This is a genomic window from Hoeflea algicola, from assembly GCF_026619415.1.
Classification (GTDB): domain Bacteria; phylum Pseudomonadota; class Alphaproteobacteria; order Rhizobiales; family Rhizobiaceae; genus Hoeflea; species Hoeflea algicola.
In genome coordinates this window covers 2,597,501-2,622,986 of the sequence record NZ_JAOVZR010000001.1, presented here as the reverse complement: position 1 = coordinate 2,622,986, position 25,486 = coordinate 2,597,501, and the positions used below count along the sequence as shown (strand labels likewise).

Below are 25,486 nucleotides of genomic sequence, written 5' to 3'. Positions count from 1 at the left end.
AAACAACAATTCGGACAATTCGTCTGCGGCCATAATTTCTATCGGGATGCAGTCGTGGTGCGGCGCGCGGCGCAGATAAAAAAGGACCAGCTCCGGGGGGAGCTGGCCCTTGGTTTCTTTGCACTGGTTGAGATCAACTCAGGTTCAGCCGCAGACTTCCTTGATGGCGTCGGCAGACGCGGCGATGACCGTGTCGGCTTCTTCGCGGGTGAGGCAAAGCGGCGGCGCAAAGCCGATGATGTCGCCCTGTGGCATGGCCCGGCCAATAACGCCGCGCTTCAGCAGGGCAGCGGCAATCGACGGGCCGATTTTCTTTGCCGGATCGTAGAAAACGCGGTTGTCCTTTTCCTCGACAAGTTCGACAGCGCACAGCATGCCTTCGCCGCGGATGTCGCCGACATTCTTGTGGCTGCCGATGGCATCAGCCATGCCCTTGTTGAAGTAGGCGCCGATATCATTGGCGTTGGCGACGAGGCCGAGCTTGTCAATCAGCTTGAGGTTGGCAACGCCGGCTGCAGCCCGATCGGGTGGGCGGAATAGGTCCATCCATGGCCGATAGCACCAAATTCGTCAGTGCCTTGTTCGAGCACTTTCCAGACCTTTTCGGAAATGATCGAGCCCGACATCGGCGCATAGGCTGAGGTGAGACCCTTGGCGATGGTGATGATATCCGGCTCCATGCCGTAATGGGTCGATCCCATCATTGACCCCAGACGTCCGAATGCAGTCACCACCTCGTCAGCGACCAGAAGGATGTCGTGCTTCTTCAAGACAGCCTGAATCGCAGCCCAGTAGCCTGCGGGCGGCGGTACGATGCCGCCAGTACCAAGCACCGGTTCGCCGATGAAGGCGGCAATGGTGTCGGCGCCTTCACGTTCGATCATGGCTTCGAGTTCACTGGCGCAATGGGCGACAAAATCGGCTTCCGACATCGAAAGATCTTCGCGGCGGTAATAATACGGTGCTTCGGTGTGGAGCACCTGCGATAGCGGCAGATCGAATTTCTTGTGAAACAGCTCAAGCCCGGTCAGCGAGCCGGTCATCAGGCCCGAGCCGTGATAGCCGCGCCAGCGCGAGATGATCTTCTTCTTCTGCGGCCGGCCGAGAATATTGTTGTAGTACCAGATCAGCTTGATGTTGGTCTCATTGGCATCCGAACCCGAGAGGCCGAAATAGACCCGGCTCATGTTTTCGGGCGCACGGTCAATGACCATCTTGGCAAGCGTCACCGATGCTTCGGTGCCGTGACCGACATAGGAGTGGTAATAGGCCAGCTCCTTGGCCTGAGCGGCAATCGCGTCCGCAACTTCCTGGCGGCCATAGCCGATGTTGACGCAGTAGAGGCCGGCAAAGGCATCGAGTAGACGGTTACCGTCGCGATCGGTGATGTAGACCCCTTCACCGCCGGTGACGATGCGGTTTTTCAACTCACCGCGGGCGAATTGCCCCAGATGGGTCGATGGGTGGAAGAAATGATCGTGATCCCACTGGTCAAGCTGGTCGTTGCGCAACATTGTCGTTTCCTTTCGAATTTGCGTCATGCCCAATCGCGGCAGACATATTTGACGTCGGTAAATGCTTCCATGCCGAGCCGCGAGCCTTCTCGCCCGAGCCCTGATTGTTTCATGCCGCCAAACGGTATCGGCGCGCCGGTGACCTTGGTGCGGTTGATCGCGACCATGCCAAACTGCAACGACCGGCTGGCCCGGTATATCCGGCGCGGGTCTTGGGTGTGGAGATAGGCGACGAGCCCGTACTCGGTATCATTAGCGCGGGCGATGACCTCCTCCTCGCTGTCGAAGGGCGCAATGGCGGCAACCGGGCCGAAGGTTTCCTCATTCATGATGAGCGCCTCGGCGGAAACATCGGCAAGCACGGTCGGCTCGAAAAACAATGGGCCAGCCTGGTGACATTTTCCGCCGGTGAGAAGTTTTGCGCCCCGGGCGATGGCGTCCGCCACATGTTCTTGCTGCTTGGCAATTGCGCTTTCATTCATCAAGGGGCCGAGATCGGGATCGTCGAGGCCGTTGCCAACCGTCAACGCCTTGGCGGCGGCGGCAAAACGGGCGCAGAATGCGTCATAGATTGACCGCTCGATAAAGAAACGGTTGGCGCCCAGGCAATCCTGTCCTGAAGTGGCGAATTTCGCCTTGATGGCTTCTCCGACGATCTGGTCGAGATCGGCGTCGGCGAAGGCGATGAACGGGGCGTGGCCGCCGAGTTCGAGCACCAGCCGCTTTACGGTGTCTGCGCCCTGGCGGTAGAGCAGCTTACCGATTTCGGTCGACCCGGTGAACGAGACAGCGCGGATTCGCTTGTCCTTCATCCACGGCTTAACGACGGTGGCGGCATCGCCGGTGACGACATTGAAGACCCCGGCGGGAAAACCCGCGCGCTCGGCAAGTTCGGCCAGCGCCAGCGCCGAATAGGGCGTTTGTGCGGAAGGGTGGGCGACAATGGTGCAGCCGGCGGCAAGCGCTGCGCCTGCCTTCCGTGTCAGCATTGCGGACGGGAAATTCCACGGTGTGATCAGCGCTGCGACACCCACCGGCTCGCGCCAGACCTCGACCTCGGCATCGGGCAGATGCGAGGTGACGCTTTCGATGTTGGGGCGCTTGGCTTCCTCGGCGTAGAATTCGGCAAAGGATGCGCCGTAATCAATTTCACCACGGGCTTCGGAGATCGGCTTGCCCTGTTCGAGCGTCATGATCTGCGCGAGGTCTTCCTTGTGCTCAATCATCAATTCATACCAGCGGCGCAGCAGGCTGGAGCGTTGCTGCGGCAACAGGCCAGACCAGGCGCCAAAGGCGTTCTGTGCGGCATCGATGGCTGTTGCGCTGTCGGCGGACGAAAGGCTTGCTACATCGCCGAGATGGCTGGCGTCGGCCGGATTGGTGACAGCAAATGTGCGCGCTTTGGCACCAGCCGACCAGCGGCCGCCGATATAGGAAAATCCGCGCAGCAAGGCGGGATCCCGCAGGTTCCAGGAAGTGGTTTTGAAATAGGATGGATCAGCTGACACGGCGGCGCCCTCGGGTTCATCGACAGGGCTTGAGCGTAGCGGTGAACCGGCAGAGGTTCTTTCTTAAGCGGTGGCTATTGCCAGAGAGTTCGTCTGATTTTCGCCGTGTGGGAGGTTATTTCCTCTTCGGGGGTGCGGCCAGCAGCACATCAAGCGGCGGCAGCACCGCCTGTTTCACGGGTTTGGTAACGATGTAGGTAAAGTACCGGGCAAGCCCCGCGCGGCGTTGCAAGAGGTCGTCAATCAGCCGCTGATAGCTGTCGATGTCGCGGGTGACGACTTGAAGCAGATAATCAAAGCCACCGCCGAGCGCCCAGCAGGCGGTGATTTCCGGATAGCTATCGATGGCTTTCTCAAACGCCTGGAATGTTGAAGCTCGATGATTTTCCAGCTCGGCCATAACGAACACCGATACATGCGGTGCGATCTGCCGCAATTCGATCTGTGCATGATAGCCCGATATGATGCCGGCCTTTTCCAACCTGCGGAGCCGTTCCCAGCAGGGTGTGGCGCTGAGATTGACCCGTTTGGCCAGTTCGGATTTTGACAATCGGCCTTCCCGCGACAGCGTGGCAAGGATCTTGATGTCGCGCTCATCGAGTTTGATTGGGCTCATAATAGCTGTTGTGAGGCAGCATTAGGGGCTTGTCAATTGTCCCGATTACCGGCATCACTAAATCATGACAATATGGCCCCCCAACCCGAGTGACCTGCGACGCCCCGTCTACAGATCACTGGCGGAAACGTTGATCCGTGCTGTCAATGCGGGCGAATTGCGCGATGGTGACCGGCTGCCGACGCACCGCAATCTTGCCTATGATCTGGGGCTCAGCGTGCAGACCGTAAGCCGGGCTTATGATGAATTGATCCGTCGCGGCGTGATTGCCGGGGAAGTGGGTCGCGGTACCTTCGTCAAATCCGGCCGCAGCGATGCGCAGACACCGTTTCTGTCAGAAGGGCGCTACGGCGAACTGATCGATTTTTCGATGCTGAAGCCGGTGTTCGTGCCGATGCATCTTGAAACCATGCGGCGCGCACTGACCAAGCTGGGTACGGACCTGCCGGCCTCGGCGATCTCCTCGTTCCGGACATCCGGCGCCTTGCGAAACTACACCAAGCCGGCGCTGAAATGGTTGAAACTGTGCGGGCTGGATCAGCCGTCGCAGGGGTTGCTTTTGACCAATGGTAACACTGCGGCGATGACCGTTGCACTGATGACTGTTGCCAATCCCGGGGATCTGGTGGTGACCGAGGAGCTGGGGCACCACACGCTAAGGCCGCTGTCGCGTTACCTCGGGCTGCGGATCCAGGGGCTGGAGATTGATGCGCACGGGGTTGTGCCGGCGGCATTTGCCAAGGCGTGCGAGAAATCCACGGTCAAGGCAATCTACCTGATGCCGACGGGATTGAACCCGTGCGCATTGACGATGCCGCTTGAACGCCGCAAGGAACTGGTTGCCGTGGCGCGACGCCATGATGTGCTGATCATTGAGAATGATGCCTGGGGACCGCTGCAACCGAACCGGCCTGAGCCGATCGCGGCGATGGCGCCAGAACGCACCTTCTATTTCACCAGCCTGACGAAGTGCATCATGCCGGGGCTGAGATTCGGGTTTCTGACAATGCCCGAAACCTACCAGTCGGCGGCGGCCAACCGGCAATTGGTGACCAACTGGATGGTGACGCCGCTGATGGCCGAACTTGCCAGCCGGTGGATCACCGACGGTACCGCTGAGTATCTGTTGAAATGGCAAATGGAGGCACTGGGCGAGCGCAACAAACGCGGCGCGGCGATCCTGGGCAATGTCCCATTCAATTCCAGTCCCAACGGAATGCACTTCTGGCTGCCGATGCCCGGTGGCTGGACCGAGGACGGCTTTGTGGCGCACGCCCGGCTCAACAGCGTGGCGCTCGCGCCGGGGGCCTCGTTCAAACTGTCCGACAGCGTGCATAAGCCCGGCGTCCGGATCTGTCTTGGTGCGGAGACCACGGAAGCGCTCGAGCGTGGCCTGACTGTAATATCGCGTCTTGCGCGCAGCAATCCCGAGCCGCCGCTGCTGACTTTGTAAGTTTTCTTCTTGCTGATTTTGATGCTTTCAAACCGCCATCGCCGATGCCGGTAGGACAGGTGTACTTGATCTCGAAATATTGTCATGATTTAATAATCGGATTGACTCTTAATTGTCCTTGTTGGACGGTTGCAAATCATAACAATAATAAAAACACGGGAACGAAGTGAAGCTCACCTCATTGCCATATTGCATAGTCTGATTTTGGTGACCCGAGGTGAAGGGATGTCCTGAATTGATCTGCTTCACTTTCACCGACCTTCAGGCCGGAAGCTGTAATTCGAGAATTCACCAAGAGAGGAATATGAATATGAAGTCGACAATCCGTACTTGCATGGCCAGCGTCGCGATCGCGGCCGTTATGGCCGCCGGGACCGTCGCTGCGCAGGCTGACACCTGGAAATATGCTTTCGAGGAATCGCTGACCGAGGTCCAGGGCGTCTACGCCACCAAGTTCAAGGAAGCGATTGAAGCCAATTCCGATCACACGGTCGAGCTGTTTCCCTACGGTACACTGGGCGAATCTGCTGACATCATGGAGCAGGCACAGGCCGGAATCTTGCAATTCGTTGACCAGTCGCCTGGCTTTACCGGCGCGCTGATCCCCGAGGCACAGGTCTTCTTCGTGCCCTATCTGCTGCCCACCGACCAGGCGCATCTGGCGCGTTTTTACAAGCAGAGCAAGGCCATCAACGAAGACTTCGAGAGCCTGTATGAAGAGAAGGGTCTCGAGCTTCTGGTGATGTTCCCGGAAGGCGAAGTGGCGATGACCACGAAAGAGCCGGTCAGGAGCTGCGCCGACCTCAATGAAGTCAAGTTCCGGGTCATGACCAATCCACTGCTGGTCGAATCCTACAAGGCTTTCGGTGCGACGCCGACTCCGTTGCCTTGGGGTGAAGTCTATGGCGGGCTGCAGACCAACATCATTCAGGGACAGGAAAACCCGACATTCTATCTGTTCTCGACCAAGATTTACGAAGTGACCGACCACATCACCTATACGGGTCACAACAATTTCACGACTGCGGTGATGGCCAACTCGGACTTCTACAGCGGGCTGAGCGACGCCGACAAGAAGGTGGTCGAGGACGCGGCCGTCAGCGCCTATGATTATATCGTCGATTACCAGAAGGGATTGGCCGAGTCCGAGCTCAAGAAGATCAAGGAAGCCAAGCCGGAAATGACGATCACCGTGCTTTCCGAGGAAGAACGCGCCTGCTTCAAGGAAGCTGCCTCGGTTGTTGAAGCCAAGTTCATCGAAATGACCGGTGACAGCGGCAAGGCGATCCTCGATCAGCTCAAGGCCGATCTGGAAGCTACCAAGAACTGATCCTTGCGGAATCGATAACCCGGGGGCCGGAGAAATCTGGCCCTCGGAAACAATCGGAAAAACAGCCGACAGCCGGGAGCTTGCCTTGGACGAGATCGATAAAAGCAATCCCCATGCATCGTCACTTCCCGGCTTTCTCGGGACCATGGATTCGACGATCAGCCGGGTAGAATCAGTTTTGCTCGCCGCCGGCGTGCTGATGATGGCGTTCAACACCATTGCCAATGTAGTGGGACGGTTCGTGTTTCAGTACAGCCTGTTCTTTACCGAGGAGGTGAACCGGATCCTGATCATTCTGATCACGTTCGCCGGGATCAGCTATGCGGCGCGTCAGGGACGGCACATCCGCATGTCGGCGATCTACGATGCCCTGCCGTCAAAGGCGCGCAAGGGCTTCATGGTAGTCATCGCCTCAACCACCGCATTGGTGATGCTGGCGCTGTGCTATTTTTCGGTCGGCTATATACTCAAGGTGGCGACGTCCGGGCGAGTGCTGCCGGCGCTGCAGATCCCGGTCTACTGGATCTTCCTCTGGGTGCCGGTCGGGTTTTTCATGACCGGGCTGCAATACGCGCTGACAGCTTTCAAGAACCTCGTCGAGCCGGATATCTACCTCTCGACCCGTGTGCTCGAAGGCTATGACAACGACGAGATCGAGATCTAGGGGAGATACGCATGGCCACGACTATTTTCCTGATCATGATCGGCTTGCTGCTGCTCGGCTTTCCAATGATGATCCCGCTGCTTGTCGCCACCTTTGTCGGCTTTCTGTTCATGTTCGGCGACATTTCCAAGATGGACTTCATGGTCCAGCAGATCATGGCCGGTATTCGACCTGCCTCGCTGATCGCGGTGCCGATGTTCATTCTCGCGGCCGACATCATGACCCGGGGCCAATCGGCCAACCGGCTGATTGATATGGTGATGAAGTTTGTTGGCCACATCAAAGGCGGCCTGGCCGTCAGTACGGCTGTTGCCTGCACTCTGTTTGGTGCCGTGTCTGGCTCGACCCAGGCCACAGTTGTGGCGGTGGGTTCGCCGCTGCGTCCGCGGATGCTCAAGGCCGGCTACAAGGATTCCTTCGTGTTGGCGCTGATCATCAACGCCTCTGATATTGCCTTCCTGATCCCGCCGTCGATCGGCATGATCATTTATGGCGTAATTTCCAGCACGTCGATTTCCGAGCTGTTCATTGCCGGCATCGGGCCGGGCCTGCTGCTGATGGTGCTGTTTTCCGCCTACAGCATGATCTATGCGAAGATCAATGGCGTGCCGACCGAACCCAAGACAAGCTGGTCGGAACGGGGCCAGGCTGTTCGAAAGGCGCTCTGGCCGCTCGGTTTCCCCGTCATTATTGTCGGCGGCATTTATGGCGGCATCTTCAGCCCGACAGAAGCGGCCGCGGCCTGCGTGCTTTATGCAATCATTCTCGAATTCATCGTGTTTCGATCGCTGACGATGCCGGACATCTACCGGATCGCCAAGTCGACCGGGCTGATCACTGCGGTGGTCTTCATCCTTGTCGGCGCGGGGGCTGCGTTTTCCTGGGTGATCTCGTTTGCGCAGGTGCCGCAGGAGATCCTTGCCGCGGTCGGGGTTGCCGACATGGGGCCAAAGGGGGTTCTCGGGGTGATTTCGGTCGCCTTTTTCATTGGCTGCATGTTCGTTGACCCGATCGTGGTGATCCTGATCCTAGTGCCGATCTTCGCCCCGGTGGTCAACGCCGTCGGCCTTGATCCGGTGCTGGTGGGCACGATCATCACGCTGCAAGTGGCGATCGGTTCGGCAACGCCACCGTTCGGCTGCGATATCTTTACAGCGATCGCCATCTTCAAGCGACCCTATATCGAGGTGATCCGCGGCATCTTCCCGTTCACGGTGATCTTGCTGTGCGTCTCGGTCGCCCTGATCTTTTTCCCGCAGATTGCGCTGTTCCTGCGCGACCTGGCATTTCATTGAGGGATGAGCGCCATGTACGAAACAATTCTGGTTGCCATCGATGGCTCGGAGGGATCCCGTAAGGCGTTGCAGCATGCCGCATTGTTGCAGAAAACCTGCGGCAGCGACCTGCTGATACTTACGGTGTTTCGCCATCATTCGATGTTGGAAGCCTCGATGTCGATGGTGCGGCCGGATGATCCTGAAAACATGGACGACGCCATGCGCGGCCACGCCAAGGAGGTAGCCGAGGAAGCCAAGCGGTTGGCCGCGGAAGCCGGCGCCACGAAGATCCGGGCATTTGTCAAATCGGGTCAGCCGGCGCGAACCATCGTCAAGTTTGGCGAGGAGCACAAGGCTGACCTGATCATTGTCGGCAGCCGCGGGCTTGGCGACATGCAGGGCTTTTTGCTGGGCAGCGTGTCACACAAGGTGACCAGCCTGGCAAAATGTCCGGTGATGGTCGTCTAACACAAACCAACATTCGGGAGCGCAGCGCGTCTCCCCTGGTCGAGCAGGAAACCGCCCCATGAATACACCTTCAGTCATGCTTTCCGCTCAACGTATCCAGTTCGACGCGCCCGATGCGACCGCGCGCTTCGGACTCATCGCGCTCGCCACCGACATGACCAGCGAGCGCGATCTGTACCGGCAATTGCCGCAGGACAATGTCGCTATCCACGTTGCCCGCATCGCTTATGAAAACCCGACAACGCCTGAAAATCTTCGCAAGATGGGGCCACGGCTGACCGAGGCTGCCGGCTTGTTGCAACCGCTGCAGCCGCTAAAGGCGATCTGCTACAGTTGCACGGCGGCATCGGTTGCCATCGGTGATGCTGAAATACGCGCTGCGATCGAGAAAGCCACCGGGCCGGTTCCCGTGGTCACTCCGACAGGAGCTGCGCGGATTGCGTTTTCAACTTTCGGGGTTATACGGCTAGCGGTGCTGACGCCCTACACGGTGGCCACCAGTGAACCGATGGCTGCGTATTTCGCCGGGCATGGGCTGGATATCACCCGCTTTGAATGTCTTGGCCTTGAAGATGACCGCGACATGGCGCGGGTCAGTGGCGACACCATCATCAACGCGGCTGTCGCCGCCGACACGGCAGATGCACAGGCGCTGTTTATCTCCTGTACCGGCTTGCCGGTCGTCAGCGTGATTGCCGAGATCGAACGGCGCATCGGCAAGCCGGTGATCACCTCGAACCAGGCCAGCGCCTGGGTGATGGCGCGTCTGGGCGGGTTTGGCGATCATCAGCCGGCTCAATTTGGCAGGCTGTTTCAACAGGCGCTGCCTGCCGATGCGTTCGGTGAAGCGGCATGAATAATCAAGCTTTTGTAACCCTTGAAGAGATCGAACAGGCGCGGCTGGCGATTGCCGGGACCATTCGCCCGACGCTGCTCAACGCTTCTCCTTCGCTTGAGGAATTGCTTGGTGTTCCCGTGTCTTTGAAACTCGAACACCAGCAGATTACCGGCAGTTTCAAGTTGCGCGGCGCGTCGAATGCCATTGCCGGGCTCTCGGACGAAGAGAAGCGTCGCGGGGTGGTTGCAGTATCGACCGGCAATCATGGCCGCGGTCTCGCCCATGCAGCCAGAAAGGCTGGGGTTAGGTGCATCGTCTGTATGTCAAAACTGGTGCCACAGGCGAAAATCGACGGCATCAAAGCCCAGGGCGCCGAGGTGCGCATTATCGGCAATTCGCAGGATGAGGCGCAGTTGGAGGTCGACCGGCTGATTGAGGAAGACGGCATGACGATGCTGCCGCCCTTCGATCACCGCGCCATCATTGCCGGACAGGGGACGCTTGGGCTGGAACTACTGGAGCAGATTGGCGACGTCACAACCGTGCTCGTGCCGCTGTCAGGTGGCGGACTGATTTCAGGCGTTGCTGCGGCGATCAAGGCGAAGCGTCCCGAGGTCAGGATTATCGGCGTCTCAATGGAGCGCGGAGCGGCAATGCATGCCTGTCTTGAAGCTGGCAAGCCGATCCAGGTCGAGGAGCTTGCGACGCTCGCCGATTCGCTCGGCGGCGGCATAGGGCTCGACAACCAACTGACTTTCGCGATGACCCGGGATCTGGTCGATGACGTGGTTCTGGTCAGTGAAACCGAAATTGCTGCCGCCATCCGGCACATCTACTGGCAGGAGCGCCAGATCGTTGAGGGCTCCGGCTCTGTGGGCGTGGCGGCGATGCTTGCCGGCAAGATCAAGAGCGCTGGTCCGGTCGCGGCCATCCTGAGCGGCGGCAATATCGACATGAAGCAGCACCATCGAATCATCTCCGGTGAGGATGTTGATGTGACGCAGGAGGACACGTGACATGGCCGGCATCAAGATCCTGACCGAAGCCGATCTGCGTCAGGCCGTGCAGCTTGATCTCGCGGCGGTCGAGTGTATCGAGCAGGCGTTCTCGGCGCTCGCCGGGGGCGATGTGGTGATGCCGCCGATCCTGTCGATGGCGATTGCGCCGTTCAATGGCGAGGTCGATGTCAAGACCGCTTTCGTGCCGGAGATCGATAGCTTTGCCATCAAGGTTTCACCGGGATTTTTCGACAATCCGAAGATCGGCCTGCCGAGTACGTCGGGGCTGATGGTGCTGTTTGCGGCCAATACCGGGATGCTGGAGGCGTTGCTGCTCGACAATGGCTATCTGACCGATGTGCGTACGGCCGCCGCCGGGGCGGTTGCAGCCCGACATCTGGCGCGGCAGGATGCATCGCGCGCCTGCATTCTGGGGGCGGGCAGCCAGGGCAAGTTGCAGCTCAAGGCGCTTTGCCTGGTCCGGCCGATCACGTCGGCAACAATCTGGGCGCGTGATCCGGCGAAGGCCGCGGCTGCGGCCCGTCAGATGACTGCTGAACTCGGAATTGACGTGACTGCTGCCATCGATGCTGCGGTTGCTGTTTCAGCGGCGGATATTGTGGTTACCACCACGCCGGCGACCGAACCGGTGCTCATGGCCGAGTGGTTGCGGCCGGGCCAGCACATCACTGCCATGGGCTCGGACCAGCACCACAAGAACGAGCTCGATCCCGGCTGTTTTGCGCGGGCCGCGCTGTATGTGCCCGACCGGCTTTCACAGACCCGAAGCCTTGGCGAATTGCGCACGGCAATTGCCGCGGGTGTCGTCAAGGCTGACGCAGACTTTGCCGAACTTGGCGCGATTGTCGCGGGGACGGCCAGCGGTCGCCCGTCCGATGACGCCATTACCATCGCCGATCTGACCGGCACCGGAGTGCAGGACACGGCAATAGCCACCTTCGCCCGAAAACGCGCGCTGGCATCGCATGCCGGCACCGATTTCACCAATTAGTCAACACCAGCCAAAAGGAAGCCGTCCAAATGTCCGCGCCAGTTCTAAGTTTCAGCCGGGATGAGTATCAGCGCCGCGTCGCCAAGACGCGCAAGGCCATGGCAGCCGCCGGTGTTGATGTCATTATTGTCTCCGACCCTTCCAACATGGCCTGGTTGACCGGCTATGATGGCTGGTCATTCTATGTGCATCAATGCGTGCTGGTGGGGCCGGATGGAGATCCGGTCTGGTTCGGGCGTGGTCAGGACGCGAATGGCGCCCGGCGCACATCGTATTTGTCTAATGCCGACATTATTGGTTACGCGGACAATTATGTGCAATCGACCGAGCGTCATCCGATGGATTATCTGTCGACGCGAATTGATGAACGCGGCTGGTCGGCGATGCGCATCGGCGTCGAGATGGATAATTACTGGTTCTCGGCGGCGGCATTCGCCTCGCTGCAGAAACATCTGCCCAATGCGAAATTCTCTGACACCACCGCGCTGGTGAACTGGCAACGCGCCGTCAAGTCGAGCCAGGAGCTTGACTATATGCGCAAGGCGGCACGGTTGGTCGAACGAATGCATCAGACGATTTTTGAGAAATGCGAGCCGGGTTACCGCAAGTGCGACTTGGTGGCCGACATCTATGAAGCGGGCCTGCGCTATGACGACACGCTCGGATTTGGCGGCGATTACCCGGCGATCGTGCCGTTGCTGCCATCGGGCGCGGACGCCTCGGCGCCGCATCTGACCTGGGACGACAAGCCGATGAAAAGCGGCGAGGGCACGTTCTTCGAGATTGCCGGCGTCTACAAGCGTTATCATTGCCCGTTGTCGCGCACCGTGTTTCTGGGCAAGCCGACCCAGACCTTCATCGATGCCGAGAAGGCCGTGCTGGAAGGCATGGAAGCAGGACTGGAGGCAGCCAAGGCCGGCAACCTGTGCGAGGACATCGCCATTGCCTTTTTCGGTGTGCTCAAGAAGCACGGAATCAACAAGGACAACCGCACCGGCTATCCGATCGGTCTGTCGTATCCGCCGGACTGGGGCGAACGCACCATGTCGCTCAGGCCCGGCGACAAGACCGTGCTTGAAGAGAACATGACATTTCACTTCATGACCGGTCTGTGGATGGATGATTGGGGATTCGAGATCACCGAGAGCATCGTGATTGGCGCCAATGGACCCGAGTGCCTGGCTGATGTGCCACGCCGTCTTTATGTGAAGGATTGAGCCGCCATGCCTGTCAATCCGATAGTTCCGACGATCCCGCTGACCGAAGATGGCGAGCACCACGGCTTCCTCCGCCTGCCGTACAGCCGCGATGATTCTGCCTGGGGGTCGGTGATGATCCCGCTTACCGTCATCAAGAACGGGGAGGGGCCGAGCGCGCTGCTGACCGGGGCCAATCACGGCGATGAATATGAAGGCCCGGTGGCGCTGATGGATTTGGCGACGACTTTGAAAGCCTCCGACATCACCGGGCGGGTGATCATCGTGCCGGCTTTCAATTATCCGGCATTCCGTGCCGGCTCGCGAACCTCGCCAATCGACAAGGGCAACATGAACCGGTCGTTCCCGGGCAAGCCGGATGGAACGGTCACCGAAAAGATCGCTCATTTCTTCAACAGCGTGCTGTTGCCTGAGGCGAATGTCGTGGTCGATTTTCATTCCGGTGGCAAGACACTGGATTTCGTGCCGTTCGCCTGTGCCCATGTGCTCGAAAATGCCGACCAGCAGGCGGCCTGCGTCGCCGCCGTCGAGGCCTTCAATGCGCCGTACACCATGATGCTGCTGGAGATCGACAATGTCGGCATGTACGATACGGCGGTGGAGGACCAGGGCAAGATCCTGGTCACCACCGAACTTGGCGGCGGGGGCACCGCATCGGCCCGGTCGATTGCTATCGCCAAGAAGGGCGTGCGCAATGTGCTCAAGCATGCCGGAATCATGAACGGTGAGCTCGACACCAGACCATCGGTGATGCTCGATATGCCCGATGATGATTGTTATGTGTTCAGTGAAGATGACGGCCTGATCGAGCCGACAAGGGATCTGGGCGATGTGGTGGAGAAGGGCGAGGTTGTCGCCCGCGTCTGGCTGCCTGATCGTACCGGCCGCCCGCCAATTGATTACCGCGCCAAGCGCTCAGGCATATTGGTATCACGGCATTTCCCTGGGCTGGTAAAGGCCGGCGATTGCATGGCGGTTCTGGGGGTTGTTGTCGACAGCCTCTGAACCCCGAATAAAACAAGCCGATGTCGCCTGCTTTAATCGGGTGGCATTGGCTTGCAAACGGCCACAGCGTCGGGGTCCTGCAATGAGGTCCGGACTTGAGGCGAGTCCCGATGGTCGAGTATTGCTGTCGCCTGGGCTTTATGGCCTTAACAGCGACGATTACGCAGTCGTTGTACCGCGCACGTCGTAGCCGGCTTCGTTGATCGCTGCGATCAGCGCCTCATCGGCAAGCTTGCTGTCGACCCCGACAGACAGGGCAGTAAGGTCGCATTCGACCATTGCGTTGGGATCAGCGGCCTTGATCGCCTTTTCTATCGCTGAAGTGCAATGTTCACAGCTCATGTCCGGTACATTGAATCTGGTCATCGGATAATTCCTTTCTGGTTAAGCTGACGGTGAACTGTCCAGCGGCCGGAAGGTCAAGCTCTTTTGCCGCACGACGATATTTTTTTCGCAAATTCTTGACCTTCCAGCGGATGGAAGCCCTATGTGAAGCGGGTTCTCGAAACCGGAGTGTTCCATGTCCGACCTGCACCATTTCAGACTGTCGATTGAAGGCATGTCCTGCGCTTCGTGCGTGGGCCGCGTGGACAAGGCATTGAAAGCGGTGCCGGGGGTGACCGGTGCTTCGGTCAATCTGGCGAGCGAAACGGCGCAGTTTGACCTCAGTAATCAGGGAAATCTGTCTGATGTCGCCGAGGCGCTCGAGACCGCTGGATATCCGGCGCGGATACAGAAGGTGACGCTGAGCATCGCCTCGATGTCCTGCGCATCCTGTGTCGGGCGCGTGGACAAGGCGATTGCCGCAGTAGCCGGTGTGCTTGATGTCAACGTCAACCTGGCGTCGGAAACCGCAACAGTAACCTATCTGGAAGGGGCGGTAGAGGTATCGGACCTGATCGCCGCCGCCACTGCCGCCGGGTATCCGGCCGAACTGGTAGAGGGCGAGGCGGTGACCGGCCGGTCGGCGCGAAAACAAGCCGAGGCAAGTGCCCTGGCGGGCAGGATGGCATTTGCCGCGGCGCTGGCGTTGCCGGTTTTCGTGCTCGAAATGGGCAGCCATGTCATTCCGGGCATGCACGAGCTTATCGGCCGGACTATCGGCCATCAGACCAGCTGGATCCTGCAATTCGCGCTGACCACGCTGGTTCTGGTGGGGCCGGGACGCAGCTTTTACACGAAAGGCTTCCCGGCGCTGCTGCGTGGCGCGCCGGACATGAACAGCCTGGTGGCTGTGGGCACTTCGGCGGCTTATCTTTATTCGGTGATCGCGACCTTCCTGCCGGCGCTGATCCCTGCGGAGGTCCGGGCTGTCTATTTCGAAGCAGCGGCAGTGATCGTGGTTCTGATCCTTTTGGGTCGGTATCTTGAAGCGCGCGCCAAGGGCCGCACAGGCGCGGCGATTGAAAAACTGCTGGGGCTGCAGGCCCGAACGGCGCGGGTCGTGCGCGACGGTGAAATCAGGGACGTTCCGATCGAGGAGATCCGCGCCGGCGAAATCCTGGTGGTGCGGCCGGGAGACCGGATTGCCGTCGACGGCGAGGTCACCGAAGGCACAAGCTATATCGATGAAAGCATGATCACCGGCGAACCGGTGCCGGTGGCCAAGGCTGCGGGCGATGCGGTGACCGGCGGCACGGTAAATGGGGCCGGGAGTTTCCGGCTGAAGGCAACGCGTGTGGGTGGCGACACGACGCTGTCGCAGATTATCCGCATGGTGGAACAGGCGCAGGGAGCCAAGCTTCCGATCCAGGGAATGGTGGACAAGATTACGCTGTGGTTCGTGCCGGCGGTAATGGCAGCGGCACTGCTGACCGTCCTTGTCTGGCTGATATTCGGTCCCACCCCGGCATTGTCGCTGGCGCTGGTTGCGGGCGTATCGGTGTTGATCATTGCCTGCCCCTGCGCGATGGGTCTGGCGACGCCAACCTCGATCATGGTCGGCACCGGCCGGGCCGCAGAAATGGGCGTTCTGTTCCGCAAGGGCGATGCCCTTCAATTGTTGGCTAATGTCGATGTTGTCGCTTTCGACAAGACCGGCACGGTGACCGAAGGTCGGCCGGAATTGACGGATCTTGAACTGGCTAAGGGTTTTACACGAGCCGATGTTCTGGCTCTGGTTGCCGCGGTCGAGGAACAATCCGAGCATCCGATTGGCGAAGCCCTGGTTCGTGCCGCCCGATCCGAGGAATTGCCGCGCCACGCGGTGACGGAATTCATCTCGATCACCGGGTTTGGTGTGAAGGCCCGGGTAAACGGGCACGATGTGATGGTTGGCGCAGACCGGCTGATGGAGCGGGAGAGGCTGGATCCGGGCGCGCTGCGCGACAGTGAACAATTGATGGCCAAACGTGGCCGCACCGCTCTCTATGCAGCGATTGACGGCCAGGTGGCAGCGGTGATCGGCGTGGCGGACCCGGTAAAACAGGCAAGCGCTGCGGCAATCGCAGCACTTCATGATCTGGGTCTGAAGGTGGCGATGATTACCGGAGACAAGCGCGAGACCGCCGAAGCCATCGGCCGTGAGGCGGGGATAGACGATGTCATCGCCGGTGTTCTGCCTGATGGCAAGGTGGCGGCACTGGACCGGCTTCGCGAAGGTGGACGCAAGGTGGCCTTTGTCGGTGACGGCATCAATGACGCGCCGGCGCTGGCGCATGCCGATGTCGGCATTGCCATTGGCACGGGAACCGATGTGGCGATTGAATCGGCCGATGTGGTGTTGATGTCAGGCGATTTGCGCGGCGTCGTTAACGCGTTCGAGGTGTCACGCCGCACCATGGCCAACATCAAGCAGAACCTGTTCTGGGCATTTGGTTACAATGTCGCGCTGATTCCGGTGGCGGCAGGGGTGCTATACCCGGCCTCGGGCGTGCTGCTTTCGCCAGTGCTGGCTGCGGGCGCGATGGCGCTGTCGTCGGTATTCGTTCTTTCCAATTCGCTGCGGCTGCGCCGCATCCGCCCGTTGATGGATGAGAGAATCAAGCTGGCAACAACCGACATTGCGCAGCCAGCGGTTCCGGTGCCGGCGCAATGAACGACCGGCTTCGCCCTCAGTAGTTGATGAGCGGTTGGCGTGGCGAAGCATGACCTTGAAAATTCGGAAAGACCAACAAATATAATGGATAACAGTATAAATTGACCTTTCTCCCGGCGTGCGGACTGCGCGTTGTTACGGGCATGATGTGCCCAACCCGGTGCTGCCAGATGCCCGTGCCCGAGCGGAAACGGTTGTGCTATTCAGGAGCATCGCGGTGAATTGCGGATTACGGATCAATATCTGCTACAGTCCGACGGCTGACAGAGGCGGAAACAGCTGCACATGAGTAATGACCCCTATAAAATTCTCGGCGTTGCCAAGGACGCGGCACAGGCTGAAATCAAGAAGGCCTACAGAAAGCTGGCGAAAACCTTGCATCCCGACCTGCACCCCGGGGACAAGTCCAAGGAAACCGAGTTTCAAAAGGTTTCCAGCGCCTACGGTATCGTCGGCGACCCGGATAAGCGGAAGCGCTTCGACGCCGGAGAAATCGACGCCAGCGGCCAGGAAAAGCCCGAGCGGCAATATTACCGGCAACATGCCGGCGCCGACCCGCACGGACGCTATGAATCGGCGGCGGGCTTTGGTGATTTCGAGGATGCGTCGGATATCTTTGCAGATTTGTTCAAAGGACGCGGCCAGGCTTGGGGAGGTGGTGGTTTCGCCGCGCGTGGCGCGGATGTGCGCTACCATCTTGACGTCGATTTCATGGATGCAGCACGCGGCGCCAAGCGCCCGATCCCGTTGCCTGATGGCGGCACGATCGAGCTGTCGATTCCGGCCGGTGTTGATGATGGCCAGACCTTGAGACTGCGCGGCAAGGGACGACCGGGCATCGGCGGCGGGCCGACCGGCGACGCTTATGTCGAGATCGCCGTGAAACCGCACTCGCTGTTCCGGAGGGAAGGCAATGATATCGAAATCGACCTGCCGATCGGTTTCGATGAAGCCGTGCTCGGCGCCCGTGTCGAGGTGCCCACGCTTTCGGGGAAGGTGGCAATGGCCATTCCCAAGGGCGCGTCGTCGGGGCACCGGATGCGGCTCAAGGGCCAGGGCATCAAGCCGGCGAAAGGTGCGCCCGGCGACCAGTATGTGCGGCTCAAGATCGTTCTGCCAGAGAAGATTGACGACCAGATGCGGTCGATCGCCGAGGGCTGGCGCGATGCTGCCAAGGAAGATCCCCGTGCGAAACTCTGGAGGATGACATGAAGTTTGGCGAACGCGAAGTTGTCGCGACAGTGCGCCGGCTGCAATTGCGCGAACTCAGGCTGTGGGTGCGTGAAGGCTGGCTTAATCCCGCTGAAAGCGAGGATGGCCTGCTGTTTGACGAACTGGATGTTGCGCGCATCCGGCTGATCTGCGACCTGCGCAAAGAAATGGCGTTGTCAGCTGACGCGATACCGGTGGTGCTGTCGCTGCTTGATCAAGTGCATGGATTGCGGCGCGAATTGCGCGGACTCGCCGAAGCCGTCGGGCAGCAGCCGCACGAAACTCGGCGAGCGATCGTTGACGCCTACCGGATCCGGCTGTCCTCACAATCCTGACGGGGCCTGATCGGGTCTGATCCGAGCCGGTTTCGGTCCTTACCGGTGAGCAACCGGTCTTCCATGCCAGGCGACCGGCGCTGGCGCCCGTCGTCAGCCATATGATGCCGGGCGCGTTTTGGCACGACCGCTCTGTCCACAAGTACTTTCCAAACCTTTTTCTGATCGCAATTCCCGACTTTCGCTGACCGGGACAGCGAAAGTGGTGTAGTGCGCCCTCTGCACCGCGGCGAAAAATCTGGAAGGCTGTTGTCGCGCCCTCCGACCGGTCACGCGGATGCCGGCAAGGCTCCATCATTCGAGTGCAACTCCCGCCTATTGACCCAAATCAATGCCGATGGCCGCGAACCCGCCTTTATTGGAGCCGCTAGGTGTGTCGGCCTGGTTGTCACGGGTTCATACCGTGGAATGTCATTGGCTGTCGTACCGCTCGCGGTCGCGGACATGGTGCTTCCGGCGGCAGGACAGATCGAAAGCGCCGGCAATATTTGCAGTAAAACGGTCACCGGGGCCGCTTGAATGAACTGAAGGTGCGCGTGCCCTTCTGGCGCCGGCACGAAATCTGGTGATGCAAGAATAACAAAGGAGATGAACGATGAAACGTCTGCAGGACAAGGTGGCGCTGATAACCGGTGGCGCAGCAGGTATCGGCCTCGAAACGGCCCGACTGTTTCTGACCGAAGGCGCCAAGGTTGCCCTGGTTGATCTCAAGAAGGACGATCTGGCAAAGGCTGAGCGCGAACTGGGTGGTCTGGGGGATGTGATCGCGATAGCTGCCGATGTGTCATCGCCGGAAGATGCCGCGCGCTATGTCGCGGAAACCGTAACTAAATTTGGGCGGATCGACGTGTTCTTCAACAATGCCGGCATTGAAGGCAAGGTTGCGCCGCTGGTGGAACAGCGGATCGAGGATTTTGACCGGGTCATCGCCGTCAATGTGCGCGGCGCCTTTCTCGGGCTTCAACATGTATTGCCGGTGATGATCGGCCAAAAATCCGGCAGCGTTATCAACATGTCGTCCATTGCCGGGTTGAAAGGCAGCCCCAATGTTGCGCCCTACATCACCTCGAAACACGCCGTTGTCGGCTTGACGCGTGCCGCGGCGATTGAGGTTGCCTCCAGCAATGTGCGGGTCAACTCGGTGCACCCGTCGCCGGTGAATACGCGGATGATGCGTTCGCTCGAAGATGGCTTCAATCCGGGCCATGGTGATGATGTCAAGCAGGCGCTGCAGGCATCGATCCCGCTGGGGCGTTATGGCGAGGCGTCGGATATCGCCAAACTGGTTCTATTCCTGGCTTCCGACGATTCGGCCTTCATTACCGGGGCCCAGTACCCGGTCGATGGCGGTATGGCGGCCGGGTAATGATCCGGCTTGGAGCGCCAACATGACCAGGGCTGAAAAAGTGCCGATGCGCGGCCCGGACGGGAAGCTTCGGGATGGGCAGCAGCTCGCCGAAGGCTCCATCGTGGCGATCCGCGGCGGCGTTGTCGATGTGGCGTTCTCAGCCCCGGTGCCGCGGGTACATGCGCTCGTGCGGGCCGGGTCGGTCGCCATGGAGGTTGCGGCACTGCTGGAGAACGGGGTGGTGCGTTGCATTGCGCTCGGCTCAACACGCGGCTTGGGGCTGGGCATGCGCGCCAGCAGCACCGGTGGCGGCATCGAGGTGCCGGTTGGCGAGACTGTTCTGGGGCGGATGCTGAACATGTTTGGCGAACCGCTTGATGGATTGCCGCCGCCTGCGGCGATCGAACGCCGACTGATCCATCAGCCGCCGCCGCCGCTTTCCGAGCGGGTGTTGCGCGCCGAAGTGCTTGAAACCGGGATAAAGGCCATCGACCTGCTGTCGCCGATCGAGCGCGGCGGCAAGACCGGGCTTTTCGGCGGCGCCGGGGTCGGCAAGACCGTGCTGCTCAGCGAGTTGATCCACAATACGGTCGAGCATCACCACGGCGTCAGCCTGTTTTGCGGCATCGGTGAAAGATCACGCGAAGCCGAGGAGCTTTGGCGCGAGATGGGCGAGGCCGGGGTGCGCGAGCAGATGGTGATGCTGTTTGGCCAGATGAACGAAGCGCCCGGCGTGCGCTTTCTGATCGGCAATTCCGCCCTGACGATGGCCGAATTTTTCCGCGATGATCGCGGCCAAGACGTGCTGCTGCTGATCGACAACATCTTCCGGTTCGTCCAGGCGGGGTCGGAAGTCTCGGGTCTTTTGGGACGGATGCCGTCGCGCGTGGGTTACCAGCCAACGCTCGCCACCGAACTTGCGTCCCTGCAGGAGCGGATCTCGTCGACCCGGAGAGGGTCTATCACCTCGATCCAGGCGGTCTATGTGCCCGCCGATGATTTTACCGATCCGGCGGCGGCGCACATCTTTTCGCACCTGTCGGCGTCGGTGGTGCTGTCGCGCAAGCGCGCCAGTGAAGGCCTTTATCCGGCTGTTGATCCGTTGGCCTCGTCATCGGTGATGCTCACGCCCGCCGTGGTCGGCCAACGGCACTATGACATCGCCCGCGCAGTGCGGCGGACGCTCGCCGAGTACGAGGAATTGCGCGACATCATCGCCATGCTGGGGATCGAGGAGCTGTCAGCGCATGACCGAGCCACGGTTGCCCGCGCGCGCAGACTCGAGCGGTTTTTGACACAACCATTCTATACTGTGACGGCCTCGGTGGGCACGGAAGGCAAACTGGTGCCGATCGCCGAAACCCTGGATGGCTGCGAGGAGATTCTCGCCCAGACCCATTTTGACCTGCCTGAAAGCGCTTACTACATGATTGGCGGGCTTTCCGAACTGGAGGCTGTGGCGTGAGCATGTTTACGCACATGCAGGTTCACTTGCGGCTACCCGCGCGTACCCTGTTCGAGGGGCCGGCGGTTAGTCTGACCGCAACGGCGGCCAATGGCAGCTTCGGCATGCTGCCCAACCATATCGATTACGTCACAGCGCTGGTGCCTTCGGTGCTCTTGATTGTGATGGCCGGCGGTGAAGAGAAAATTTTCGGTATCGACGAGGGGCTGCTGGTCAAGAAGGGCCAGGATGTTGATCTCGCGGTTCGCCGCGGTGTGCCGGGAGATGATCTGGAAACCCTGCGGCAGACCGTGGACGCAAGTTTTACCGAGATGGAAGAAGAAGAACGCGTGGCCCGTGCCGCGCTGTCACGGCTTGAGGCCGACATGGTGCGGCGGTTCACAAGTCTGCGCAGGCCGCACCCATGAGTGAGGATCAAGACAAGGGCAGCGGCGACGAGGCCGCTCGCGACAAGGACCTCCGAGACAGGGCCACGCAAGATATCGGCGACCGGGCGCGACGCATGAAAGCGGCCCGCGACAATCCCGGACCAAGCCCGCTGCGCGGTATCGGCACTTTCGGCATGATCGGCTGGACCGTCGCCGTGCCGACCGTGGCTGGCGCGTTCCTGGGCATATGGCTTGATAAGGTGGCCCCGCAAGATTTTTCGTGGACCATCGCACTGATCCTTGGCGGGGTGGCCCTGGGGGCCATCGTCGCTTGGGTGTGGATTGACAAGGAAGGAAGCTGAAAATGATCGCCATTGACTGGACTTCTTTCGCACTGGGCGCCGGCGCCGGATCGCTGATGGGTGTGTTGTTTTTCGCCGGACTGGCTCTGGGCATACAACTGGCGCTGCGCACGGAGCGTGCCGCGCTGGTGCTGGCGCTCAGTGCCGCGCTGCGCATAGCCGCGCTGCTGGTCGCCGGATGGCTGGTCGCGGGGGCGGGCGTGACAGCTCTGGCGGGCTTCGGTTTGGCGTTCATGCTGGTTCGCCTGATCGCCATCTCGATCATGCGCATTTCCCCGCCGGCGGAGGCCTGCTGATGGAACTGACCCCTGACAGCAGCGTCGTCTTCACGATCGCGGGCCTCGCCATCAACAAGACCATTTTCAACACCTGGCTGATCATGGCGCTGCTGACCGGCGCCTCCCTTATCATTACGCGTAAGCTGCGTCCGGATGTTCCGCCAAACCGGTGGCGGACAACGCTTGAAGTGATCGTTCAGGGCATTGACGGGCAGATCGCCGAGATCACTCGGAGGCACGACCGGCGTCTTCTGTATTTTACCGGCACGCTGTTCCTGTTCATCGTTACCTCGAACCTGTTGATGGTGGTTCCGGGCTTCGATCCGCCGACGGCTTCGCTGTCGACGACGGTGGCATTGGCGCTGTCCGTGCTGGTGGCGGTGCCGCTTTTCGGCATCGGCAGCCGCGGGCTGGCGGGTTATCTTCGCACCTATCTGGAACCGTCGGTGATCATGCTGCCGTTCAATATCATCAGCGAGTTTTCACGCGGCATTTCACTCGCCATTCGGCTTTACGGCAACATCATGAGCGGGGCGGTGATCGCGGCGATCCTGCTCGGTATCGCCCCCTTCTTCTTTCCCGTGGTGATGGACATGCTCGGTCTGCTGACCGGCATCATTCAGGCTTACATCTTCGCCATCCTGGCCACCGTTTACATCTCTTCGGCTACAGCCCCGGTAAAGCCGGATGCCGATGAAGCAGCAAAGGACCCGTCATGACCGAACTTTCCATCATAGCCGTGATCTCGATTTTCACCGCTGGCCTCACCGTGTCGTTCGGCGCGCTTGGCCCGGCGCTCGGCGAAGGCCGCGCGGCTGCTACTGCGCTTAGCGCCATTGCCCAGCAACCCGATGCCGCCTCGACCTTGTCGCGAACGCTGTTCGTCAGCTTGGCGATGATTGAATCGACCGCGATCTACTGCTTTGTCGTGGCGATGATCCTGCTGTTTGCCAACCCGTTCTGGAATGCGGCGCTGGAGGCTGCACAACAGCAAGTGGGCGGCTGATCATGTCGATTGACTGGATCACGGTGGCCGCGCAGGTCGTCAATTTCCTCGTTTTGGTGTGGCTGTTACGGCGGTTTCTCTACCGCCCGATTCTCGACGGCATTGATGCCAGAGAGGCAGAAATAGCGGACCGGATGGGAGAGGCGAAGGCCATTCGGGAGGCGGCCGAAGCAGCCGAAGCGAGCTACAAGGCCGAGGTTGCAAAGCTCAGCGCCAGCCGGGCGGAGATGCTCAAGGACGCGCGCAAGACGGCCGAAAAACAGCGGGATACGCTGCTTGCCGAAACCCGCAAGCGGCTGGCCGCGGAGCAAGCCGACTATGAGGCCCAGCGCGCCGAGGATGCGCGACGCTACGCCGAGGAACTGCACCGTGCGGGCGCCAAGGCGCTTTTGTCGCTGACCCGCAAGGCGCTCGAAGATCTGGCTGACGAGACGCTGGAACAACGGATCGTCGCCAATGCGGCAGCGCGGCTGAGCGGTCTGGCAGAAGACATGCGTGATGCGGCAGGAGATGACCGCGAAGCCGTGGTGTTGACCCAGGCGCCCTTGCCGGAAGCATCGGCCAGCAAACTGCGCACGGAACTGGAAGCGATCCTTCCGGGTTTCAGTTTTCGCTTTGCCACCGATCCCGGGCTAGCGCCCGGCCTGACACTTCGGCTTGGCGGCGCCCAGATTGCCTGGACGGTCGACAGTTATCTCGCCGGTCTGGATGCGGTGCTGGAGGCGCAGTCCGGGCTCACAATCAGCAAGGCGGTTGCCGATGCCAACTGAATCCGGAGCAGACGCCATGATGCCGGATCTGGTCCAGATGTTGCTGGACGCGCCTGCGCCTGCGCCAGAACTCAGCGAGATTGGCCGCGTGGCCGAGGTCGGCGATGGCATTGCCGTCGTGACCGGGCTGGCGCGGGCACTGGCCGATGAGCTTGTCGAGTTCGCCTCGGGCGTGCGCGGCATCGTATTCGATCTTGAGCCCGGCCGCCTCGGCGTTGTGTTGCTGGGGCCTTCGGAGGCGATTTCACTGGGCGAGGACGTGCGCCGCACCAACCGGGTAATCAGCGTGCCGGTCGGGCCGGCGCTGCTCGGACGTGTGGTCGATGCGCTGGGCCGCCCGCGTGACGACAAGGGGCCAGTCGGCGCCAGCATGATCCACCCGATCGAGGCCGAGGCGCCGGATATTCTGCACAGGTCCGCCGTGCACCGGCCGCTTGCTACCGGGCTCAAGGCGATCGACGCCACGGTGCCGGTGGGGCTGGGGCAACGGCAGTTGATTATCGGCGATCGCCAGACCGGAAAGACCTCGATCGCCGTCGATGCCATCCTCAACCAGCGTGAAACGGGGGTGCTCTGCATCTATTGCGCCATTGGCCAGCGCGGCGATGCGGTGGCCAAGGTGATCGGGGCGCTGCACGATGCCGACATGATGAAGAACACCGTCGTCATTGCCGCCGGCGACGAGGACGCGCCGGGGCTCGCCTATATTGCTCCTTACGGCGCCATGTCGGTGGCAGAATCCTTTGCCGCCAAAGGCCGCGATGTGCTGGTGGTGATGGATGACCTGACCCATCACGCGCATGCGTACCGCGAGTTGTCGCTGCTGTTGCGTCGCCCTCCGGGGCGCGAGGCGTTTCCCGGCGACATCTTCTATGTTCACGCGCGTCTGCTGGAACGGGCGGGGCAGTTTACCCAGAGTGGCGGTGGTGGTTCGATCACCGTGCTGCCGGTGGTCGAGACCCAGGCCGAAAACCTCTCGGCCTATATTCCGACCAACCTGATCTCGATCACCGACGGACAGATCTACCTGTCGCCGCGACTGGTTCAGAAAAACCAGTTCCCGGCTGTTGATCTGGGTGTGTCGGTGTCGCGGGTGGGCGGCAAGGCGCAATCGCGCGCTTTCCGCGCGGTGGCAGGCAATTTGCGGGTGACGCTGTCGCAGTTTGAAGAACTCGAGGAATTTGCCCGGTTCGGCACCAGACTGGATGATCGGACGCGGGCGCGGTTGCAGCGCGGCGCCGCCGTGCGTGCTGCCTTGCGCCAGCCCGAGCGCGACCCGGTTTCAGCCGCTGTGCAGCTTTCGGTCTTGCTGGCGGCAATGGAAGGGCTGTTTGACGGGATGAGCGAAGCGAAGGTGGCGACGTCAATGACTGCCATCCGGGTGGCGATCGAGGCCGACGATGGC

25 protein-coding genes and 1 pseudogene (1 of these 26 only partly in view) are annotated in these 25,486 nt (G+C 60.5%); 22 read left to right on the top strand and 4 right to left on the bottom strand.

Annotated features, from left to right (window positions below; all coding sequences use genetic code 11):
- Positions 1 to 144: 144 nt before the first annotated feature.
- The 3 genes and pseudogenes from OEG84_RS12865 to OEG84_RS12855 form a co-directional block, all read right to left on the bottom strand.
- Positions 145 to 1,514, bottom strand: a pseudogene (locus tag OEG84_RS12865) (aminotransferase).
- Positions 1,515 to 1,537: 23 nt separating this feature from the next.
- Entirely contained in the window at positions 1,538 to 3,022 is a 1,485-nt protein-coding gene (locus tag OEG84_RS12860) for an NAD-dependent succinate-semialdehyde dehydrogenase (protein ID WP_267654126.1), read from the bottom strand.
- 115 nt (positions 3,023 to 3,137) lie between these two features.
- Positions 3,138 to 3,638, bottom strand: a complete 501-nt coding sequence (locus OEG84_RS12855; protein ID WP_267654125.1) for an Lrp/AsnC family transcriptional regulator — start codon at positions 3,636 to 3,638, stop codon at positions 3,138 to 3,140.
- Positions 3,639 to 3,702: 64 nt separating this feature from the next.
- On the opposite strand from OEG84_RS12855, the gene ehuR reads away from it, so the two are divergent.
- From ehuR to doeB, 10 genes are all read left to right on the top strand, one after another.
- Positions 3,703 to 5,091 (top strand): MocR-like ectoine utilization transcription factor EhuR, encoded by a 1,389-nt coding sequence (gene ehuR, locus OEG84_RS12850; protein ID WP_267654124.1) that lies wholly within the window; start codon positions 3,703 to 3,705, stop codon positions 5,089 to 5,091.
- 310 nt (positions 5,092 to 5,401) lie between these two features.
- Positions 5,402 to 6,421: a TRAP transporter substrate-binding protein gene (locus OEG84_RS12845; RefSeq protein ID WP_267654123.1), complete on the top strand. Its 1,020-nt coding sequence runs from the start codon at positions 5,402 to 5,404 to the stop codon at positions 6,419 to 6,421.
- Positions 6,422 to 6,506: 85 nt separating this feature from the next.
- On the top strand, positions 6,507 to 7,085 hold the full coding sequence (locus OEG84_RS12840) for a TRAP transporter small permease (protein WP_267654122.1): 579 nt from the start codon (positions 6,507 to 6,509) through the stop codon (positions 7,083 to 7,085).
- 11 nt (positions 7,086 to 7,096) lie between these two features.
- Positions 7,097 to 8,380 carry a TRAP transporter large permease gene (locus OEG84_RS12835; RefSeq protein WP_267654121.1) on the top strand — a complete coding sequence of 428 codons (1,284 nt, stop codon included), beginning with the start codon at positions 7,097 to 7,099 and terminating at the stop codon, positions 8,378 to 8,380.
- 12 nt (positions 8,381 to 8,392) lie between these two features.
- Positions 8,393 to 8,830 (top strand): universal stress protein, encoded by a 438-nt coding sequence (locus OEG84_RS12830; protein WP_267654120.1) that lies wholly within the window; start codon positions 8,393 to 8,395, stop codon positions 8,828 to 8,830.
- Between the two features lie 58 nt (positions 8,831 to 8,888).
- Positions 8,889 to 9,686, top strand: a complete 798-nt coding sequence (locus tag OEG84_RS12825) for an aspartate racemase/maleate isomerase family protein (protein WP_267654119.1) — start codon at positions 8,889 to 8,891, stop codon at positions 9,684 to 9,686.
- Positions 9,683 to 10,684 carry a hydroxyectoine utilization dehydratase EutB gene (gene eutB, locus OEG84_RS12820; protein ID WP_267654118.1) on the top strand — a complete coding sequence of 334 codons (1,002 nt, stop codon included), beginning with the start codon at positions 9,683 to 9,685 and terminating at the stop codon, positions 10,682 to 10,684. The genes OEG84_RS12825 and eutB overlap by 4 nt, the downstream gene beginning before the upstream one ends.
- A gap of 1 nt (position 10,685) precedes the next feature.
- Positions 10,686 to 11,678, top strand: a complete 993-nt coding sequence (gene eutC / locus OEG84_RS12815; RefSeq protein WP_267654117.1) for an ectoine utilization protein EutC — start codon at positions 10,686 to 10,688, stop codon at positions 11,676 to 11,678.
- A gap of 29 nt (positions 11,679 to 11,707) precedes the next feature.
- The gene (gene doeA, locus OEG84_RS12810; RefSeq protein ID WP_267654116.1) at positions 11,708 to 12,895 is read left to right on the top strand and encodes an ectoine hydrolase DoeA; all 1,188 of its coding nucleotides are present in this window, start codon (positions 11,708 to 11,710) and stop codon (positions 12,893 to 12,895) included.
- Between the two features lie 6 nt (positions 12,896 to 12,901).
- Positions 12,902 to 13,900: a N(2)-acetyl-L-2,4-diaminobutanoate deacetylase DoeB gene (gene doeB / locus OEG84_RS12805; protein ID WP_267654115.1), complete on the top strand. Its 999-nt coding sequence runs from the start codon at positions 12,902 to 12,904 to the stop codon at positions 13,898 to 13,900.
- 159 nt (positions 13,901 to 14,059) lie between these two features.
- Here doeB and OEG84_RS12800 read toward each other — a convergent pair whose 3' ends face one another.
- Positions 14,060 to 14,266 carry a heavy-metal-associated domain-containing protein gene (locus OEG84_RS12800; protein ID WP_267654114.1) on the bottom strand — a complete coding sequence of 69 codons (207 nt, stop codon included), beginning with the start codon at positions 14,264 to 14,266 and terminating at the stop codon, positions 14,060 to 14,062.
- 154 nt (positions 14,267 to 14,420) lie between these two features.
- Between OEG84_RS12800 and OEG84_RS12795 the strand changes: the two genes are divergently transcribed.
- The 12 genes from OEG84_RS12795 to OEG84_RS12740 form a co-directional block, all read left to right on the top strand.
- Positions 14,421 to 16,937: a heavy metal translocating P-type ATPase gene (locus OEG84_RS12795; RefSeq protein WP_267654113.1), complete on the top strand. Its 2,517-nt coding sequence runs from the start codon at positions 14,421 to 14,423 to the stop codon at positions 16,935 to 16,937.
- Between the two features lie 285 nt (positions 16,938 to 17,222).
- A complete protein-coding gene (locus OEG84_RS12790) occupies positions 17,223 to 18,149 on the top strand; it encodes a J domain-containing protein (RefSeq protein ID WP_267654112.1) in 927 nt (308 codons plus the stop codon).
- Positions 18,146 to 18,484, top strand: coding sequence for a chaperone modulator CbpM (locus OEG84_RS12785; RefSeq protein ID WP_267654111.1), 339 nt, complete (start codon positions 18,146 to 18,148; stop codon positions 18,482 to 18,484). The genes OEG84_RS12790 and OEG84_RS12785 overlap by 4 nt, the downstream gene beginning before the upstream one ends.
- Positions 18,485 to 19,079: 595 nt before the next feature.
- Positions 19,080 to 19,850 (top strand): SDR family NAD(P)-dependent oxidoreductase, encoded by a 771-nt coding sequence (locus OEG84_RS12780; protein ID WP_267654110.1) that lies wholly within the window; start codon positions 19,080 to 19,082, stop codon positions 19,848 to 19,850.
- Positions 19,851 to 19,896: 46 nt separating this feature from the next.
- The gene (atpD, locus tag OEG84_RS12775) at positions 19,897 to 21,297 is read left to right on the top strand and encodes a F0F1 ATP synthase subunit beta (RefSeq protein ID WP_267656174.1); all 1,401 of its coding nucleotides are present in this window, start codon (positions 19,897 to 19,899) and stop codon (positions 21,295 to 21,297) included.
- A gap of 2 nt (positions 21,298 to 21,299) precedes the next feature.
- Entirely contained in the window at positions 21,300 to 21,704 is a 405-nt protein-coding gene (locus OEG84_RS12770) for an ATPase (protein WP_267656173.1), read from the top strand.
- Positions 21,701 to 22,027, top strand: coding sequence for an AtpZ/AtpI family protein (locus OEG84_RS12765; RefSeq protein WP_267654109.1), 327 nt, complete (start codon positions 21,701 to 21,703; stop codon positions 22,025 to 22,027). Before OEG84_RS12770 ends, OEG84_RS12765 begins: the two co-directional genes overlap by 4 nt.
- 2 nt (positions 22,028 to 22,029) lie before the next feature.
- Positions 22,030 to 22,323: an N-ATPase subunit AtpR gene (locus OEG84_RS12760; RefSeq protein ID WP_267654108.1), complete on the top strand. Its 294-nt coding sequence runs from the start codon at positions 22,030 to 22,032 to the stop codon at positions 22,321 to 22,323.
- Positions 22,323 to 23,024, top strand: a complete 702-nt coding sequence (locus OEG84_RS12755; RefSeq protein WP_267654107.1) for a F0F1 ATP synthase subunit A — start codon at positions 22,323 to 22,325, stop codon at positions 23,022 to 23,024. Before OEG84_RS12760 ends, OEG84_RS12755 begins: the two co-directional genes overlap by 1 nt.
- Complete coding sequence (locus tag OEG84_RS12750) at positions 23,021 to 23,311, top strand: F0F1 ATP synthase subunit C (protein ID WP_267654106.1); 291 nt, start codon at positions 23,021 to 23,023, stop codon at positions 23,309 to 23,311. Before OEG84_RS12755 ends, OEG84_RS12750 begins: the two co-directional genes overlap by 4 nt.
- Positions 23,312 to 23,313: 2 nt before the next feature.
- Positions 23,314 to 24,081, top strand: coding sequence for a F0F1 ATP synthase subunit B family protein (locus OEG84_RS12745; RefSeq protein WP_267654105.1), 768 nt, complete (start codon positions 23,314 to 23,316; stop codon positions 24,079 to 24,081).
- On the top strand, positions 24,071 to 25,486 hold the 5' portion of the coding sequence (locus tag OEG84_RS12740) for a F0F1 ATP synthase subunit alpha (protein ID WP_267654104.1). The gene runs 114 nt beyond the window's last position; the window shows 1,416 of its 1,530 coding nt (coding positions 1-1,416); the start codon lies at positions 24,071 to 24,073; its stop codon lies off the right edge, out of view. Before OEG84_RS12745 ends, OEG84_RS12740 begins: the two co-directional genes overlap by 11 nt.